This is a genomic window from Streptomyces sp. NPDC059828 (genome assembly GCF_042731955.1).
GTDB lineage: Bacteria > Actinomycetota > Actinomycetes > Streptomycetales > Streptomycetaceae > Streptomyces.
In genome coordinates this window covers 1-17,148 of the sequence record NZ_JBHWIW010000054.1, presented here as the reverse complement: position 1 = coordinate 17,148, position 17,148 = coordinate 1, and the positions used below count along the sequence as shown (strand labels likewise).

16 protein-coding genes are annotated in these 17,148 nt (G+C 69.6%); 4 read left to right on the top strand and 12 right to left on the bottom strand.

From position 1 onward, the window contains the following. Positions 1-170 precede the first annotated feature (170 nt). From ACFV6V_RS26495 to ACFV6V_RS26480, 4 genes are all read right to left on the bottom strand, one after another. The gene (locus tag ACFV6V_RS26495; protein ID WP_385569633.1) at positions 171-1,658 is read right to left on the bottom strand and encodes a right-handed parallel beta-helix repeat-containing protein; all 1,488 of its coding nucleotides are present in this window, start codon (positions 1,656-1,658) and stop codon (positions 171-173) included. A 24-nt stretch (positions 1,659-1,682) separates the two neighbouring features. Next, entirely contained in the window at positions 1,683-3,149 is a 1,467-nt protein-coding gene (locus ACFV6V_RS26490) for a hypothetical protein (protein WP_385569630.1), read from the bottom strand. 125 nt (positions 3,150-3,274) lie between these two features. Next, complete coding sequence (locus ACFV6V_RS26485; RefSeq protein WP_385569628.1) at positions 3,275-3,616, bottom strand: ArsR/SmtB family transcription factor; 342 nt, start codon at positions 3,614-3,616, stop codon at positions 3,275-3,277. 154 nt (positions 3,617-3,770) lie between these two features. Beyond that, entirely contained in the window at positions 3,771-4,145 is a 375-nt protein-coding gene (locus ACFV6V_RS26480) for a hypothetical protein (protein WP_385569625.1), read from the bottom strand. Between the two features lie 238 nt (positions 4,146-4,383). Between ACFV6V_RS26480 and ACFV6V_RS26475 the strand changes: the two genes are divergently transcribed. Next, positions 4,384-4,956 carry a carboxymuconolactone decarboxylase family protein gene (locus tag ACFV6V_RS26475; protein WP_385569623.1) on the top strand — a complete coding sequence of 191 codons (573 nt, stop codon included), beginning with the start codon at positions 4,384-4,386 and terminating at the stop codon, positions 4,954-4,956. Between the two features lie 61 nt (positions 4,957-5,017). Here the strand turns inward: ACFV6V_RS26475 and ACFV6V_RS26470 are convergent, their stop codons facing one another. Further along, on the bottom strand, positions 5,018-6,301 hold the full coding sequence (locus ACFV6V_RS26470; RefSeq protein ID WP_385569621.1) for an adenylosuccinate synthase: 1,284 nt from the start codon (positions 6,299-6,301) through the stop codon (positions 5,018-5,020). 144 nt (positions 6,302-6,445) lie between these two features. On the opposite strand from ACFV6V_RS26470, the gene ACFV6V_RS26465 reads away from it, so the two are divergent. Continuing rightward, complete coding sequence (locus ACFV6V_RS26465) at positions 6,446-7,276, top strand: diacylglycerol kinase (RefSeq protein ID WP_385569618.1); 831 nt, start codon at positions 6,446-6,448, stop codon at positions 7,274-7,276. 38 nt (positions 7,277-7,314) lie between these two features. On the opposite strand, the gene ACFV6V_RS26460 is transcribed toward ACFV6V_RS26465, so the two are convergent. Both ACFV6V_RS26460 and ACFV6V_RS26455 read right to left on the bottom strand, forming a co-directional pair. Then, on the bottom strand, positions 7,315-8,526 hold the full coding sequence (locus ACFV6V_RS26460) for a MerR family transcriptional regulator (RefSeq protein ID WP_385569616.1): 1,212 nt from the start codon (positions 8,524-8,526) through the stop codon (positions 7,315-7,317). A 95-nt stretch (positions 8,527-8,621) separates the two neighbouring features. After that, a complete protein-coding gene (locus ACFV6V_RS26455) occupies positions 8,622-9,152 on the bottom strand; it encodes a GbsR/MarR family transcriptional regulator (RefSeq protein WP_385569701.1) in 531 nt (176 codons plus the stop codon). A gap of 89 nt (positions 9,153-9,241) precedes the next feature. Between ACFV6V_RS26455 and ACFV6V_RS26450 the strand changes: the two genes are divergently transcribed. Both ACFV6V_RS26450 and ACFV6V_RS26445 read left to right on the top strand, forming a co-directional pair. After that, positions 9,242-10,183: an ATP-binding cassette domain-containing protein gene (locus ACFV6V_RS26450; protein WP_385569614.1), complete on the top strand. Its 942-nt coding sequence runs from the start codon at positions 9,242-9,244 to the stop codon at positions 10,181-10,183. Then, a complete protein-coding gene (locus ACFV6V_RS26445; protein WP_385569611.1) occupies positions 10,180-11,766 on the top strand; it encodes an ABC transporter permease in 1,587 nt (528 codons plus the stop codon). Before ACFV6V_RS26450 ends, ACFV6V_RS26445 begins: the two co-directional genes overlap by 4 nt. A gap of 18 nt (positions 11,767-11,784) precedes the next feature. On the opposite strand, the gene ACFV6V_RS26440 is transcribed toward ACFV6V_RS26445, so the two are convergent. The 5 genes from ACFV6V_RS26440 to ACFV6V_RS26420 form a co-directional block, all read right to left on the bottom strand. Further along, on the bottom strand, positions 11,785-13,017 hold the full coding sequence (locus ACFV6V_RS26440) for a cytochrome P450 (RefSeq protein WP_385569608.1): 1,233 nt from the start codon (positions 13,015-13,017) through the stop codon (positions 11,785-11,787). A 15-nt stretch (positions 13,018-13,032) separates the two neighbouring features. Further along, positions 13,033-13,632 (bottom strand): Uma2 family endonuclease, encoded by a 600-nt coding sequence (locus ACFV6V_RS26435; protein WP_385569606.1) that lies wholly within the window; start codon positions 13,630-13,632, stop codon positions 13,033-13,035. Between the two features lie 111 nt (positions 13,633-13,743). Further along, on the bottom strand, positions 13,744-14,415 hold the full coding sequence (locus ACFV6V_RS26430; RefSeq protein ID WP_385569603.1) for a response regulator: 672 nt from the start codon (positions 14,413-14,415) through the stop codon (positions 13,744-13,746). Next, positions 14,412-15,782 (bottom strand): sensor histidine kinase, encoded by a 1,371-nt coding sequence (locus ACFV6V_RS26425; protein ID WP_385569600.1) that lies wholly within the window; start codon positions 15,780-15,782, stop codon positions 14,412-14,414. The genes ACFV6V_RS26430 and ACFV6V_RS26425 overlap by 4 nt, the downstream gene beginning before the upstream one ends. A gap of 85 nt (positions 15,783-15,867) precedes the next feature. Next, positions 15,868-16,782, bottom strand: coding sequence for an alpha/beta hydrolase (locus ACFV6V_RS26420; RefSeq protein ID WP_385569597.1), 915 nt, complete (start codon positions 16,780-16,782; stop codon positions 15,868-15,870). Between the last annotated feature and the right edge of the window lie 366 nt (positions 16,783-17,148).

Here is a 17,148-nt window from a genome sequence, read left to right as displayed (position 1 = left end):
CACGAAAGGAGCGGAAGTGTCTTACATAGAACCACACGAAAAGAGATAAATAAGACAATAGCGGCACTTCGGAGTGTCGTCCGAGGGCACGACACACACCCGCCCGCACCCGGTGCGGGACACCGGGGGCGGAGGGGTGGCTTGCAGAGCGGAGACTTGAGGACAGGTGCTCAGCCGAAGCAGTTCGGGACGGGGCTCCCGCCTCCGTCGCAGTTGGTCGGCACGTTGTCGATGATCCTGACCTTGCCGTAGGTGAACAGAGTGCCGTTGTTGTTCACACCACCGGCGGGATCGTCGGACAGGTTCCTGGCCACCTTCACGTCGGTCAGCCTCAGTTCACCGTCGTTCTCCACGTTGAAGATGCCACCCCCAGAGGCCGCGTTTCCGGGAGCCTGGTTTCCGATGATCTTCGAATCGCGGATCGAGGTGGCATCCTCCCCACCGCCCATGCTCACGAACACACCGGCACCGGTGGCCTCGGAGGCCGTGAGCGCGTTGTCCACGATCTCGGAACCGACGACCGAAGCGGGCTCGGTGAGGGAGAGCCCTCCGCCGTCCACCGCGGCGGTGTTGCCCTTGACGACGCTGTCGCGCAGGTAGAGCGGGCCGTCGTCGCTGTCGATGGCGCCACCGTCGTCCGCGGCGAAGTTGTGGGCGATCGTGCTGTTCTCGATCTCCAGCACGCCGTCGTTGTGCACGCCGCCGCCGTCAACGGAGTCGTTGTGGCTGATCAGGCTGTCGCGGACCCTCATGGTCCCGCTGTTGTAGAGGGCGCCGAAGCCGTCGTCCGGGTCGGCGATGTTGCCGGTGATCTCGGAGTCGATGATCTCGATCTTGGCGTCGTTGTTGGCGATGGCGGCGCCGTCCTCACCGGAGTTCCGGTGGAAGACGCTGTTGCGCACCGTGGCGATGCCGTCGTTCTGGAGGCCACCGGCGTCGTTGTCGGCAAGGATGTCGGTACCGTTCTCCCTGACCGTGACGTCGTCGAGCTCCAGCCGCCCTGCGGGGCTCACCCTGATGGCACCGCCCTCGTCCCCCGCTGCCGCCTTGCCGCGGGTGAGGGTCAGCTTGCGGAGCTTCAGGTCACCACCGGGACCGACCTCGAACAGACGGAACTGATCCGCGTTGGCGGCACGGGCAATCGTGGCCCCATGGCCGAAGATCGAAATCGGCTGAGTGATCCGCGGCAGACCATTGCCGTCCAGATTCGTCGTCAGCGTGTACGTGCAGTCCTTGGCCAGAACAAGATCCCCACCACGATTCTCGTTCAACTCGACCAGCGCCGCGACCAGGGCATTCGGGTCACACTCCACATACTCCTTGCCGTCATCCTCGTGATCGCCACCCCACTTCTTTCCACCCCCGTCCTCACCCCGACCCTCATGACCACCCTTGTCACCCTTGTCGTGGCCACCCTTGCCCTTGTCGTGGCCACCCTTGTCCCCCTTGCTCTCCTTCTTGCTCTCCTTGCCCTCGGCATCCTTGCCGCCCTCACCGCCCGCGACAGGCGACGGCGCGTGCGCCTCGGCCGCACCCGCCCCCGCGACCACCGCAACAGTCGAAGTACCGACCATCGTCGCGAAACCAGCCGCCGCGATCACAGCAGCCCTCCAATGGCGGCCCAGCACCGCCGACTTCACACAACGCACAGCAGACATCCGACACACCTCACTTTCTTTGCGTCAGCCGAAACAGTTCGGGACGGGGTTGGTGCTTCCGTCGCAGTTGGTGGGCACGTTGTCGATGATCTTGACCTTGCCGTGGGTCTCGACAGTGCCCTCGTTCTGGATACCTCCGGCAGCCTCGTCCGAGATGTTGCCGCTCACCTTCGAGTCGGTGAGGTTGACGACGGCGTTTTCACTGACGAAGATCCCGCCGCCCTGGGCTCCGTTGCCGGGAGCCTGGTTGCCGCTTACCTTCGAGTCGCGGATCGCGGCCTCCGCGCCGGAGTCCATGTAGATGCCGCCCCCGCCGCTGCCTCCGATGGGGCTGCTCACAGCGGTGGCGTTGTTGATGACCTCGCTGCGGTCCAGCAGCATCGAGCCGGCGTTCTCGATGCCGCCCGCGTTGGCCTGGGTGCTGGTGTTGCCCTTGATGAGACTGTCGCGGATGTAGGTCGCCAGCGATCCGTAGATCGCACCGGCGCCGTCCACCGCGACGTTGTTGATGACAGCGCTCTTCTCGAGCTCCAGGAGGCCGTCGTTCTCGATGGCGCCTGCGAAGTCGGAGTTGTTGTCGCTGATGAGGCTGTCGCTGATCTTCGCCACGCCGTCGGTGTAGATGGCGGCAAGACCGTCATTGGACGGATCGGCGAAGTTACGGGTGAACTTGGAGCTCTTGACCTCCAGCCGCCCGTCCTCGTTGAAGACGGCGGCGCCGTCATCCGAGGAGTTCCCGCGGAACTCGCTGTGGCGGATGGTGGTGATGCCCGCGGTGTTGACACCGCCGCCCTCGTTGCCGTTGTTGTTCTCGATCTCGTCGACCGTGTTGTCCACGACATCGACATGATCGAGTGTGAGCCGCCCCGCCTCGGACACATCCACGGCACCCCCACTGCCGTCATCCGCCGTCTTGCCCCGGGTGAGGGTGAGGTGGCTGAGCTTCAGGTCACCACCGGCCGCGACTGCGAAAATACGGAACTGGTCCGCGTTGGCGGCACGCGCGATCGTCGCGCCGTTGCCATGGATGGAGATGGGCTGGGTGATCTGCGGGAGACCGTTGCCGTCCTGGTTGTCGGTCAGCGTGTACGTGCAGCGCTTCGCGAGGACGAGCTCTCCTCCGCTCTCCTCGTTCAGCTCGACAATCGCCGCGACCAGTGCGTTCGGGTCACACTCCACGAACCGCTTGCCGTCACCCCCATGGCCATGGCGCTTGTCACCGTCGTGGCCGCCCTGGCCTTCGTGGCCACCCTTGTCGCCCTTGTCGTGGTCGCCCTTCTTGCCCTTGCCTTCCTTGCCAGCCTTGCCATGGTCACCCTTGCCGCCCTCGCCGCCCGCGACAGGCGAGGGTGCGGTTGCCTCAGCCGCACCCGCCCCCGCGACGACCGCGACGGTCGAAGTACCGACCATCGTCGCGAAACCGGCCGCCGCGATCAGAGCGGCCCTCCAGTGGCGGCTCAGCACCGCCGACATCGCATAACGCGCAGACATCCGACACAGCTCGCTTTCTCGCGGGACAAAGAGAGCCACATCGCAACATCAGGAAAGCTCAAAATCGGATAATTAGCCCATGTGTGGGAGTGTCGGCGAAGTCAGCCGTCACCTGAGGGCAGTGGTCACCTGCCGGGCACATCGGCCTGGCGGAGTTCCGCCAGGAGTTCGGTCTGGCCCGCGAGGAGTTCGGTGAGGATGCGGCGGGCCGCGCGCAGGAGTTCGGCGACGTCACCGCCCGCGAGGGCATAGCTCACGGTGGAGCCGTCCCGGATGGAGACGACGATCCCGGAGCGGCGCAGTACGGCCAGTTGCTGAGAGAGACTGGACGGTTCGATCTCGATGTCGTTCAGCAGATCGCGTACGGGTACAGGGCCGTGCTGAAGGAGTTCCAGAACCCGAATGCGCACCGGGTGCCCGAGCATGCGGAAGAACTCGGCCTTTGCCTGGTAGAGCGGGACCTGCATCGCGAAATCACTCCTGGCGGTGTCGTGCGCACCATCCTCCAGCCTCCCGGCCTCGCACACTCAGGCGTTTGCCCTGATCTGGATGTGGCTATGTGGCGACTTGAAGAAATTTTCAAGTCCTGGGTGTGCGAAGACCGGGAGGGGAGGAAGTCGGCTAGACCTCGAGCTCGGCTTCGATGCGCCTGAGCTGGTGGCGGGCCATGGCCAGGTTGGAGTTGCCCTTGTCCAGCACCAGGTAGAGGAACAGGCCGTTGCCGCCGCGCCCTCGGAGCAGCCGGACGAGGTGGTACTGACTGCCGAGGGTGATCAGGACGTCCTCGATGTCGTCGTTGAGCCCGAGGTGCTCCATGGTGCGGACCTTGGCGCGGATCACGTCGGTGTTCCCCGCCGCCGCCACCGACAGGTCGAGGTCCTTGCTGCCGCCCAGGGTGCCCAGCGCCATTCCGCTGGTGTAGTCGACGAGCGCGACCCCTAAGGCGCCCTCGATCATCGTCATCGTCTCCTTGAGGGAGACCTCCACGTTTGCCATTCCGGTGCTGCTCCTCGTCATCCTCGTCAAAGCGTTGCCCGGGCTTCGACACTGCGTGCCCGTTCCGTCACGAAGAAGCTACGTACCGTGTGCGAACCGCGGAGAAGAACTGCGATTACCGGTTCAGGGCGTACGGAAACGGTCTATGATCACCGGCCCGCCACCGCTGGCGGCCTGCCACCACCCATTCGGCGGCTCGCCACGGGAGCCCGTACGCCAGGACCGCGACCATGGACTCATGGCCATGCCCACCGCATACGCGACCAGCATTTCCGTTCCGCTCCCCTGCGATGACGACGTCGAGCGGGTCGTCGGCGACGGTTACGACCCCGGGACAGCCCTGAACGTCGTCAAGATGTTCGCGGGAACCGAGGACATGTTCCCCGCGCTGCTGGGGATGGTGAAGGCGGTCTTCGGGACCGAAGGAATCGATCCCAAGCACCGCGAGGTCATCATTCTGCGCGCCGCCTCCGTGCTCGACTGCCCCTACGAATGGCAGGCCAACGTCCAGATGGGAGCCAACGCCGGGCTCACCGTGGAGCAGATCGCGGCGCTCGCCGCGGACGGTCCGGTCGAGGGCCTCGACGACGAGTACGCCCTGCTCGCGCGGGCCACGGAGGAGCTGCTGCGCGGCGGCACGCTCGGCGACCCGACACTCCGGTCGATGCTGGACACCTACGGCGAGGTCGGCACCCGCAAGTACATCGCCACCATCGGCTGGTTCAGCATGCTGAGCCTGTTCCTGAACGGGACCCGCGTCCCGCTCGAGACCACGGACAAGATCGGGAAGCGCACCTCGCCGCTGGAGTGACCGCCCGAAAACGCGCCGCGGGCCCGTGGGCATGTGCCCCACAGGCCCGCAGCGCGCTCGACTACAGGAACGAGTTGATCTCGATGGTCTCGGTACGGCCAGGGCCGACACCGATCGCCGAGATCGGGGCGCCGGACATCTCCTCCAGCGCCTTCACGTACGCCTGCGCGTTCTTCGGCAGGTCCGAGAAGGTCTTGGCCTTCGTGATGTCCTCGGACCAGCCCGGCAGGTACTCGTAGACCGGCTTCGCGTGGTGGAAGTCCGTCTGGGAGTAGGGCAGCTCCTCGACGCGCCGGCCGTCGATCTCGTACGCCACACACACCGGGATCTGCTCCCATCCGGTGAGCACGTCCAGCTTGGTGAGGAAGAAGTCGGTCAGACCGTTGACCCGGGTCGCGTAGCGCGCGATGACCGCGTCGAACCAGCCGCAGCGGCGGTCACGGCCGGTGGTGACACCGCGCTCGCCGCCGATGCGGCGCAGCGCCTCGCCGTCCTCGTCGAAGAGCTCGGTCGGGAACGGACCGGCGCCGACACGGGTGGTGTACGCCTTGAGGATGCCGATGACCCGGCTGATCTTCGTCGGACCCACACCCGCGCCGGTGCAGGCGCCGCCCGCCGTCGGGTTGGACGAGGTGACGAAGGGGTACGTGCCGTGGTCCACGTCGAGGAGGGTGCCCTGGCCGCCCTCGAACAACACGACCTTGCCCTCGTCGATGGCGTCGTTGAGGATCAGCGTGGTGTCGGCGACATACGGCCTGATCTGCTCCGCGTACTGGAGCATCTCCTCGACGATCTTGTCCGCCTCGATCGCGCGGCGGTTGAAGACCTTGGCGAGCAGCTGGTTCTTCTGCTCGAGCGCCGCTTCGACCTTCTGGCTCAGGATCGACTCGTCGTACAGGTCCTGGACGCGGATACCGACGCGGTTGATCTTGTCGGCATAGGTGGGGCCGATGCCGCGGCCGGTGGTGCCGATCTTGCGCTTACCGAGGAACCGTTCCGTCACCTTGTCGAGGGTGACGTTGTACGGGGTGATCAGATGCGCGTTACCGCTGATCAGCAGCTTGGACGTGTCCACGCCGCGATCGTTCAGCCCGCTCAGCTCGGAGAGCAGGACGGCAGGGTCGACGACCACGCCGTTGCCGATGACCGGGGTACATCCCGGCGAAAGGATTCCGGAAGGGAGGAGGTGGAGCGCATACTTCTGGTCGCCGACCACCACAGTGTGGCCAGCGTTGTTACCACCCTGGTAACGCACCACATAGTCCACGGAACCACCGAGGAGGTCGGTGGCCTTTCCCTTGCCTTCGTCACCCCACTGAGCACCGAGCAGCACAAGTGCGGGCACAGGCGTACACCCCTTCCGGGCGGGGCATGTCCAAGGTCAGGGGGCCTGAGCCGCCAACCGGTGTTTGCCCCGGAATAGACGAAGCCCCTGGCGCAATAGCGCAAGGGGCTCTTGCACAAAGATGCTACCCGAGGAAGGACCGAGGTGTCGGCTCACGACCAGCTCCTGGTGGTCATCGACCCGGTCGCCCGCCGTTTTGACGGCGAGTCCGTTCGTATCGCGAAAGATGTGCTGTGTGCGGCGGCAGATGCGAAGATCTGCCTGCCGGACGGACCCGGGGAATTCGCCCGGACCCTGGAACGCAGGGGCGCTCGGCGGCCCGTCGTGGTCGGGGACGACCGCGCGCTGCTGCGCGCGGTGTCGGCCCTGCACCGGGCACGCGGGCTCGCCGACGAGGCGCTGTCGGTGGTGCCGGTCGGGGACCGGGCATCGGTGGAGCTCGCCCGGTCACTCGGGGTGCCGACGAGCACGGTGGCGGCGGCCCGAGCAGTGCTGGACGGAGCGGCGCGGGCGCAGGACCTCCTGGTGGACGACAGCGACGGGGTGGTGCTCGGGGCGGTAAGGATCCCGGCCACCGTGTCGCGACTGGCGACGGCGGCCCCTGGGTCGGCGTCGGTCTGGGACGCGTGCCGCTCCCTGGTGCGCACCCTCGTCAGCCCCACCCCGCCGCCCGTACCGCCGCCTAGACCCAGTGGCCGGCGGCTGCGCGTCGAGGCGGACGGGGTGCTGCTGCACGACCTGGACGAGCCGGTCGAAGACGTACGGGTACGGGCCGGGGACGGCGCCGCCGAGGTCACCGTGCACCGCCGCAACGGCGAGGAACCGCTGCGGATCCTCGCCGAGGTGGTGACGGTCTCGGGACCGGACTTCCGCTACCGCGCCGACGCCAGGATCACGGGACCGGTCCGCAAGCGGACCTGGACGCTGCGGGCGGGAGCCTGGTCGCTGACGCTTCCGGCGCAGCGGGTGCCGTAGCGCACCTCCGGTGCTGCTCCGTCAGGCGGTGTGCTCGGTCAGCCCGCGTCCTCGCCGATGCGTACCGGCATCAGCAGGGAGTACGTGTGTTCGTTGTCGAGGCGGCGGATCGCCAGCGGTGCCGTAGGGCCGCCCAGCTCCAGGACCAGACGGTCCCGGTCCCCGGCCGCCAGGGCCTGGAGCAGGAAGTCGCGGTTGACCCCGATACGGCCGGCGACGCGGTCGGCGGGGTGGTGCTCGTGCTCGCAGTCCTCGGTCACCGTGAGGGCACCGTCAGCCGTCACTGAGAGGACGGTGAGGTCGAAGGACGCGCCGTCCTCCGAGCGCTCGCCCGCGAGGACGGGCCCGTGCTCGACGGCCGCCCGCAGCCCGGCCGTATCGGTCTCGACCCGGCGCCCGGCAGGCAGCCGGACCAGACGGCGGTAGTCGGGGAACCCCCGGCCGAGGCACTGGCCACCCGCCTGGCGGTCGGCGGTCTCCAGGGTGATCCGCTCGCCGTCGACGGTGAGCCGGGCAGTTGCCGCGGCGTCACCGCCGTCCCCGTCCCCGCGGCCGAGGAGCGCCCGCATCGCGTCCACCAGCGCGGACGGGACCATGGCCTGGACGCGGGCGCTGGACGCGCCATGTCCGGGGGCCGTGGCATGGGCGACGGCGACGGCGACGGCCATGCGATAGCGGTCGGTGGCCACGACCCGCAGTCGACCGCCCTCGATGTCGAACAGCACACCGGCGAGCATCGGCAGCGCCGGGTCCGAGCCGGCCGCGAACCGTACGGCGTCCAGGGCGCCCGCCAGCTCGGCGGCGGGGATGGAGAGGGCGATGTGTGCGGTGGCAGGGGCAGTGTCGGGTTTGGTCATCGGGTTCTCCGCTTTCTCGGCGCTCTCGGCGCTCTCGGCGCTCTCGGCGTTCCTGATCAGCTCTCGGACCGTGGAGAACTCGCGGCGTGCCTCGGACAACCCCCGTTCCAGACGGCGCAGGTGCTCCTCGAGCAGCCCCCGCACCAGAGCGTTGTCCCCGCCGGCCCAGGCGGCCAGGACCAGCCTGATGTCCGTCAGCGGCATACCCGCCCTGCGCAGCCGGGCAAGCAGCCGGGCCTCGTGCAGCTGTCCGGGGCCGTACCACCGGTAGCTGCTGAACGGGTCCACCTGGGCCGGGACCAGCACCCCCGCGCGGTCGTAGAACCGCAGGGCACTGATGGTCAGGCCGCTTTCGCGGGCCAGTTCACCGATGCTGCGCATCTCGCTCTCCACACCCCGGACTCTGGGCCCTCGACAAGGTGCAGGGTCAAAGGAGCCGCCAGGGCCAAGAGGACCGACAGGGTCAACGGAGCCAGGGCCGGACGGAGTCAGGACGCACCGAAGACGCGCTCGCGGTGTTCGCGCCAGCGGCGCATCATCCCCGCCAGCTCGCTCTCCATGAACTCGAAGAACTCCAGGGTCTCGGCGAGCCTGTGCCCGGCCGGGGTGTTCGCGCCCAGCCTGGCGACGCCGTCGCGGAAGGTGCCCTCCCAGCGCTTGAGCACGTTGTCACGGTTGGCGAGCGCCTCGTACCACTGGTTGCTGTGGACGCGGTAGCGGTCGCGGCGGGAGCCGGGTTCGCGTTCCCGGGAGACCATGTTGACCTGGGAGAGGTAGCGAATCGCTCCGGAGACCGCGGCGGGGCTGACCTTGAGCTGCTCACCCAGCTCGGCCGAGGTCATGACGCCCGCGTCGCTGGAGAGAATCGCCGCGAAGACCCGGGCGGGCATCCGGGTCATGCCCGCCTCGACCAGCTGCGCGGCGAAGCGCTCCACGAAGTCGGAGACCGCCTGCCGGTCGCGCTCCTGCGGATCCGTCTGCCCGTTCTGGTCGGTCCCGTCGGTCTGGTCGGTCACCACCGGATCATCTCCCCTGCTCACCCTGCCCGCCTCAGTTTATACGCTTCCTTAACTTCACAACTTTGTGAAAGTAGCGTACGTTCCGAAACATGACGATCGAAGTCGCGGGACTGCACAAGTCCTTCGGACGCACCCACGCACTCAACGGCCTCGACCTCACCGTCGGGGCCGGTGAGGTCCACGGGTTCCTCGGGCCCAACGGCGCGGGCAAGTCGACCACCATCCGGGTGCTGCTCGGACTGCTGCGGGCCGACTCGGGCACTGCCCGCCTCCTCGGCAGGGACCCCTGGAAGGACGCCGTCGAGCTGCACCGCCGAGTCGCGTACGTACCCGGCGATGTGACCCTCTGGCGCAATCTCTCCGGAGGCGAGGTCATCGACCTCTACACACGGCTGCACGAGACGGGACCGCGTGAAGCGCGGCGGGCGACGGGTGGGCGGGAACGGGCGCGGCGCGGAGAGCTGATCGAGCGCTTCGAGCTTGACCCGACGAAGAAGGGGCGCACCTACTCCAAGGGCAACCGGCAGAAGGTCGCGCTGGTCGCCGCCTTCGCCTCCGATGTCGATCTGCTGATCCTGGACGAGCCGACGAGCGGCCTCGACCCACTGATGGAAGAGGTCTTCCAGGACTGCGTCCGCGAGGAGCGCGCACGCGGCCGGACCGTGCTGCTGTCCAGCCATGTGCTGAGCGAGGTCGAGGCGCTGTGCGACCGGGTCAGCATCATCCGCAAGGGCCGGACCGTCGAAAGCGGTTCGCTCGCGGAGCTGCGCCATCTGACGCGTACGAGCGTGAGCGCGGAGCTCGCGAGCCCGCCCGAGGGACTCGCGGACCTGCCCGGGGTGCACGGCCTCGAGGTCACCGGACCGCGGGTGCGGTTCCAGGTCGACACGGACAAGCTGGACGCGGTGCTGCGCGCGCTCACCGGATCGGGTGTGCGGTCGCTGACCAGCACCCCGCCCACGCTGGAGGAGTTGTTCCTGCGGCACTACCAGGTGCCGCAAGATCCGGCGGAAGCGGCGGTGGCGCGATGACCGCCACGGCGTTCGCACCCGTGGCCGGGACCGGGACGCTGCTCAGGCTCGCCCTGCGCCGCGACCGGATCGTGCTGCCGCTCTGGATCCTCGCCGTCGGGGGCATGGTGGTCAGCGGCGCCGGGTCGCTGGCGGCCCTCTACGACACGGACGCCGCGCGCACCGAGCTGGCCCGTTCGATGACGGCCAACAGCTCCATGCGGTCGCTTTACGGTCCGGTCTTCGGCGACTCGGTCGGCGGGCTCGTCGCCTGGCGGTTCGGCACCTTCGCGGCGGTGCTGGCCGCCGTGATGAGCCTGATCGTGGTCGTACGCCACACCCGTGAGGAGGAGGAGACGGGCCGTCAGGAGCTTTTGTCATCGGCCGTGGTGGGTCGGCGCGCACCGCTGACCGCCGCACTGCTCACCGCTCTCGCCGCCAACGCGGCGCTCGCCCTGCTGATCACGGCGGGACTGGCGACCCATCAGGGCATGGGTGGCGCCCTGGCGCTCGGGCTCGCGGTCGGCGGGACGGGCGTGCTCTTCGGCACGACGGCGGCGATCGTCGCCCAGCTGACCGAGAGCGCACGGCTCGCCAAGGGTCTGACTGTATGGGTGCTGGGGCTGGCGTTCGTGCTGCGCGCGGCCGGTGACGCGGGCACGGAGGACGGCGGTTCCGTACCGACCTGGCTGTCCCCCATCGGCTGGGCCGAGCACGTGCGCGCCTTCGCCGGCGAACGGTGGTGGGTGCTCGGGCTCATCACCCTGGCCGCCTCGCTCCAGGCCGCCGTCGCCTACACCCTCGCCGGGCGGCGCGACATCGGCATGAGCTTCCTGCCGACCCGGCCGGGTCCGGGCACGGGGACGGTCGCGACGGCGGGCGGGCTCGCCTGGCGATTGCAGCGCGGGGGCCTGATCGGCTGGAGCGCGGGATTCCTGCTCGGCGGAGTCGTGTTCGGCCGGATGGCGAGCGGTGCCGCCGGCATCGTGGGCGGCAACACACAGGCCAGGGAGATCTTCGAGCGGATGGGCGGGCAGTCCGGCCTCACGGACGCCTTCCTCGCCACGATGGCGGGGATGTTCGGCATGATCGCCGCGCTGTACACGGTCGGGGCCGTGCTGCGAGCCCACGGCGAGGAGACCTCACAGCGCGCGGAACCCTTGCTCGCGAACGCGGTCGGCCGGATCCGCTGGCTGGCCGGCCATCTGCTCATCGCCTTCGGCGGCTCGGCTCTGATCATGCTGCTCGCCGGTGTCGGGCTCGCCGCCGGGCACGGCGGGCGGCTGCCCGCGCTGCTCGGCGCGGTGCTCGTGCAGGTGCCCGCGGTGTGGACGGTCGCGGGGGTGGCCGTGGTGCTGTACGGGGCCGTCCCGAAGGCGACAGCGGCGGGCTGGGGTGTGGCGGGGGTCTGCCTGGCGCTCGGCTGGATCGGCCCCGCGCTGGACCTGCCGGAGACCATGCTGGACCTCTCCCCCTTCGGGCGCCTGCCGAAGCTGCCGGGTCCGGCGATGCACTGGCCGCCCGTGCTGGTGCTGACCGGGCTCGCGGCGGGTCTTGTGACGGCGGGCCTGGTGAGCTTCCGGCGCCGGGACCTCCTCTCGTAGGGCTGAGCGTCAGAAGTGTCAGAGCTCGACCAGCAACTCGCGTACTCCCCTGATCACGAACCCCGGCTTCCACTCCGGTTCCGCCGCCAGCCGCATCGCCGGTGCCTCGCGCAGCAGCTCCCCGAAGGACGCGGCCAGTTCGATCCGGGCGAGCGGGGCGCCCAGGCAGTAGTGGATGCCGGCACCGAACGAGATATGCGGGTTGTCGGGCCTGGCGAGGTCGAGCGCGTCGGGGCGCTCGAAGCGGGCCGGGTCGCGATTGGCGGAGCCGAAGAGCAGCGCCAGTTCGGAGCCCCGGGGGATGATGGTCCCGTCGATCTCGATGTCGTCGAGCACCCAGCGCTCGAAGAGCTGGAGCGGGGTGTCGTACCGCATCAGCTCCTCCACAGCTGTGGACAACCGGGAGTGGTCCGCGCGGAGTCCGGCGAGCTGCTCCGGGTGGCGGAAAAGGGTCCACCAGCCGTTCGCCGTGGTGTTGACGGTGGCCTCGTGCCCCGCGTTCAGCAGCAGCACACAGGTGGAGACCATCTCCTGCTCGCTGAGCCGGTCGCCCTCCTCGTACGCGGCGATCAGCGCCGAGATCAGATCCTCTCCAGGGGTCCTGCGCCGCTCGGCGATCAGCCCCCGCAGATACGCGGAGAACTCGACCGAGGCCCGGACGGCGCGGGCAGCCGTCTCGTCGGTCGGATTCAGCTCGTACATCCCGCAGATATCCGCCGACCAGGGCCTCAGCAGGGCACGGTCCCCCGCGGGGATCCCCAGCATCTCCGCGATCACGGCCACCGGAAGCGGCTCCGCGACCTCCGCGAGCAGATCACCACCGCCCTCCTTCACCAGCCGCCCCACCAGCTCGGCGGCCAGCCGCCGCACCGTGGGTTCCAGCGCCTGCACGGTCCTCGGGGTGAACGCCTTGGTCACCAGGCGCCGGATTCGGGTGTGGTCGGGGGCCTCCAGATCCAGCAGCCCGTGGTCGTTCAGCGTGTGGAACGGCTCATGTGCGGCCGGAGGGGCCGTACGCCCGAACTCCTCGTGGGTGAAGCGGTGCAGATACGTCCGCCCCAGACGCCGGTCCCGCAGCAGCCCCGCGACATCCGCGTAGCACGGCACCAGCCACTGGCGCGTCGGCTCGAACCAGTGGACCCGCCCCGCGGCGCGCAGCTCCGCGTACGCCGGATAGGGGTCGGCGGCGAAGGCCGGGGACCAGGGGGCGAACCGGGAAGCGGCGTGGGGCGAGGGGGCGGGGGCATCCATGGGTGGACGCTAGGGTCAGCGGACGTAGTTCTTCAAGACCTCTGTGTCGAGGGTGATGCCGACGGGGTCGGGGAGCACGATCCCTGCGCCGAAGGCGACTTTGTGCACGTCGAGGTAGCCGCGGCCGCTCTCCGGTGCCGGATCGCTGTGCACGGTGAGCGTGCAGTCGTCGCGGTCGATGAGAAGGTAGACGGGAATGCTGGCATCGGCGTATGCGAGGGGCTTGTCCTCGCGGTCGCGCTTGTCGGTGTCGCTGTCGTACGAGGTGATCTCGACGGTCATCAGGACGCCATCCGGGTTCGCCCACTCGCCCTGGCCGGCGAAGGTTCCCCTTCGCGCAAGGGAGCCGTCCGGCCTGGCCCGACCCTTGCGGTAGGAACTCAACTTCAGGCCCTGCTCGCCAAACAGCCACATGCCCGCCCCAGCCTGCATGCAGCGCTCCTGAAGCCAGCTCATGATCTCACCATGATCGCCGTCAGGCACGCGCTTTTCCCCGATGCGCCCGTTGATGAACTCCAACCTGACGGCGTCGTCAGACTCTTTGGCGGTGAATTCGGCGACCCTCTCGAACTCTTCCACCGTCAATTGAGACATGCGCTCTGCCATAACCGTCATGGTGCACTCCTTCCCGTGCTCACGCCAGCATGGGCAGATAGTTCCGCTGCCGGGGCCATTCCCCCGACGATCGCCCGGATGAGGGAAATCCACCGTCTCGTCAGCCGCTGCCTATCCCGGCGTGACCAGCCTCGCCTCGTACGCGAACACCGCCGCCTGCGTGCGGTCCCGCAGGCCCAGCTTCACCAGGATCCGGCTGACGTGCGTCTTGATCGTGGACTCCGCGACCACCAGGTGCGAGGCGATCTCCGCGTTCGACAGACCCTGCGCGATCAGTACCAGCACTTCCGTCTCGCGTTCCGTCAGATCGCCGATCTGGGCCATGGCCGGGAGCCGGGGCGAGGTGGAGATCCGGGAGAACTCGGTGATCAGGCGGCGGGTGACCGTCGGGGCGAGCAGCGCCTCACCCGCCGCCACGACACGTACGCCGTCCGCGAGCTGGCGTGCCGAGGCGTCCTTGAGCAGGAAGCCGGAGGCCCCGGCGCGCAGGGCCTGGTAGACGTACTCGTCGAGGTCGAAGGTGGTGAGGACCAGCACCTTGGCATCGGAGTCCGCCGCCACGATCTCGCGGGTGGCCTCGATGCCGTTGAGTTCCGGCATCCGGATGTCCATCAGGACCACGTCCGGGCGCAGGGCCGCGACTTGGACGACCGCCTGGCGGCCGTTGACCGCCTCGCCGATGACCTCGATGCCGGGCATCGCGTTCAGCAGCACGGAGAAGCCCTCGCGGACCATCGCCTGGTCGTCCACGATCAGCACACGGATGTCAGTGGTGCCGGTCATGCGGTCTCGTCCTTCGCGACGGGGAGGTATGCGACGACCTCGTAACCGCCGTCATCGGCGGGTCCGGCCGTCATCTCACCGTTCAGCATGGTCACGCGTTCCCGCATACCGGTGAGACCGTGGCCCGAGCCCGGTGACGGCATGCTCAGCTGGTCGGCCGGGCCGTTCAGAATCCGCAGACCCAGGCCGCCGAGCACGTACGAGACCTCGACCCTGGCCGACGCACCCGGCGCGTGCCGGAGCACGTTGCTGAGAGCCTCCTGGACGATCCGGTACGCCGAGAGCTCCACGCCCTGCGGCAGCTCGCGCACCGCGCCGGTGATCGCCAGACCCACCTCGAGGCCCGCGTCCCGGACGTTGCGGAGCAGACCGTCGAGGTCGGCGAGGGTCGGCTGCGGGGCGTCGGGGGCTTCGTAGTCCTCGGCCCGTACGACGCCGAGCACCCGGCGCAGCTCGGTGAGCGCGGCCACCGCGTTCTCGCGGATGGTGGCAAAGGCCTGCTCCAGCTCCGGGGGCGGGTTCTCCACCCGGTAGGGCGCGGCCTCCGCCTGGATGGCGACCACCGACATGTGGTGCGCCACCACATCGTGCAGCTCGCGGGCGATGGTGGTGCGCTCCTCCAGCAGGGTGCGCCGGTCGCGTTCGACGGCGGTGACGCTCTGCTGTACGGCGACCTCTTCGCGGGCCTCGCGGCGGACGTACGACACGGTCATGACGAGCAGGGACATCGCGGAGAGCGTCAGCATCACCGGGGTGTTCGAGCCGTAGTAGGTGTTGTCGTGCAGCAGGGCGCCGGCGAACGCCCCGTACACGGCCGTCAGCAGCCACATCCATGCGGCGGCGCGGGGCCGGGTCCGGGCGGCGACCACGGTGAGCACCGTCAGATGGGCGATGAAGCACGGCACCGACCAGGGCCAGTCCTCCCAGCCCGACACGAGCACGGAGACGAACGGGGTGGACAGCAGCGACAGCCAGAACGCGGCGACGGGCCTCACCAGCGTCAGCAACACCGCCGCGACGGGTACGACGAGCAGCAGCGCGCCTACGTCGCTGCGGCCGTCGTAGGGGCTCGCGGCCACCGTGTATCCGGCGGTCAGCACGATGAACGCGGCGAAGGCCACGAGCGCGTGCCGGATCCAGACCGCCCCGTCGCGCAGCCGGCCCGGGAGACGGCGGATCACGGGCCCGTCCTTGCCGAGCGGCGGAAGCGGTCGGTAGGCGAGGACATCGTGGGCGAGGTCGTCGCGTAGCCCTTGGAGCAGGCCCATGGCCAGGCGGAGCTCGGGGCTGCGGTCTCCAGCGCTCTTCGTCCCGGCCTCGGGGCCCGGTATGCGCTGGGTGGTCTGCGAATCGGTCACGTCAGCCAAGGTACGGGGATGCGCGGGCGGGGTCGTCACCTGCGATGCGGATACTTCGGTATCCGTCCCAGGTACTACGCGGCCGACTCACGGATCACCAGGCGAGCTGGGCGATCTCCTCCGCCACCACGGCGCAGGCGTCCGACGCCGGATCGATCAGCGGGAAGTGCCCGACGTCCGCGAGGAGCGTGAAGCCGACCGGCTCACCCGCCTTCGCCGCGGCGTCGGCGTACGCCTCGGCGACAGCCGGGGGCACGACGGTGTCGGCGCGGCCGTGGACGATGGTCGTCGCAATGCCGGTGGGCAGCAGCAAGGCGGGGTCCGCGCAGGTCAGGCGCTCATCGAACTGATCGTCCTGGCCCAGGAGCTGGTGCACCGCCCCACCGCACACATCCAGCTCGGCCGCCCGCCGCAGATCCGCTACGGGGGCGAGCGCGACGACCCCGCGCAGCCCGGGCGGGCCGGGGAGCCGCCAGCCGGCCGGTGCGTCGGCGGGCAGCACATGCCGGGCGGCGGCCCACAGCGCGAGGTGGCCGCCCGCGGAGTGGCCCGTGATGACCGTGCGGCGCGGGTCCGCCTGCGGCAGCGCGGCGGCGGCCAGCCCGGGCAGCGCGTCCATCGCCGCCGCGATGTCGTCGAACGTGTCCGGCCAGCGCCCGGCCACCGGCCCCCCGACGGCATCGGCTTCCCGCTGCTGGGGGAGCGCCGCGCCCCTGCGGTACTCGACGTTGGCGACGGCGAGGCCGCGCCGGGCGAGGAAGTCGGCGAGCGGGGTCACATGCAGCCGCCCGTACGGCGCCCGCCAGGCCCCGCCGTGCAGCAGCACCACCAGCGGCGCCGGGTCCTCGCCACCGCGCGGGGCGTAGAAGTCGACCTTCTGGTCGGGGTGCTCGCCGTACGCGGCGGTGGCGTCGGGAGCGACGGCCGGATGCGACAGGGCCGAGGTCTCCTCGGCGGCGTCACGAGCGGCAGCCTCACGGGCGGCGTCGTCCGCGGCGGGGTCCGGCATGCTGCTCCAACCTTTCGGTACGGGGGCCGAATCGACCTGGCCAGCCGGGACGGTACCAGGCCACCCGGAGCCCGGACCCGTCCTGGCGATCTTCGAGGCAGCCCGCGTCGTCGGACACGTGGGCGCATCCTTCGAGCCGACGCCTCCCCAGGCCCCCGGGCCGAGGGGGTGGGGTCTCCCCAGGCCCCCGGGCCGAGGAGGTGGGGCCTCCCCAGGCCCCCGGGCCGAGGAGGTGGGGCCTCCCCAGGCCCCCGGGCCGAGGAGGTGGGGCCTCCCCAGGCCCCCGGGCCGAGGAGGTGGGGCCTCCCCAGGCCCCCGGGCCGAGGAGGTGGGGCCTCCCCAGGCCCCCGGGCCGAGGAGGTGGGG